A 690-nucleotide genomic window follows, 5' to 3' on the forward strand; every position below is an offset into this window, starting at 1 on the left:
ATCTAATCCTGTTTGCTCCCCACGCTTTCGCACCTGAGCGTCAGTCTTTGTCCAGGGGGCCGCCTTCGCCACCGGTATTCCTCCAGATCTCTACGCATTTCACCGCTACACCTGGAATTCTACCCCCCTCTACAAGACTCTAGCCTGCCAGTTTCGAATGCAGTTCCCAGGTTGAGCCCGGGGATTTCACATCCGACTTGACAGACCGCCTGCGTGCGCTTTACGCCCAGTAATTCCGATTAACGCTTGCACCCTCCGTATTACCGCGGCTGCTGGCACGGAGTTAGCCGGTGCTTCTTCTGCGGGTAACGTCAATTGCTGAGGTTATTAACCTCAACACCTTCCTCCCCGCTGAAAGTACTTTACAACCCGAAGGCCTTCTTCATACACGCGGCATGGCTGCATCAGGCTTGCGCCCATTGTGCAATATTCCCCACTGCTGCCTCCCGTAGGAGTCTGGACCGTGTCTCAGTTCCAGTGTGGCTGGTCATCCTCTCAGACCAGCTAGGGATCGTCGCCTAGGTGAGCCGTTACCCCACCTACTAGCTAATCCCATCTGGGCACATCTGATGGCAAGAGGCCCGAAGGTCCCCCTCTTTGGTCTTGCGACGTTATGCGGTATTAGCTACCGTTTCCAGTAGTTATCCCCCTCCATCAGGCAGTTTCCCAGACATTACTCACCCGTCCGCC

At 55.8% G+C, this 690-nt stretch carries 1 rRNA gene; it reads right to left on the bottom strand.

The window, feature by feature from the left end:
- A 16S ribosomal RNA gene (locus tag HBA26_RS22665) occupies window positions 1-690 on the bottom strand; the annotation flags it as partial.

Origin of the sequence: Enterobacter sp. 725m/11, from assembly GCF_011683705.1 — a bacterium.
GTDB classification, from domain to species: domain Bacteria; phylum Pseudomonadota; class Gammaproteobacteria; order Enterobacterales; family Enterobacteriaceae; genus Enterobacter; species Enterobacter bugandensis.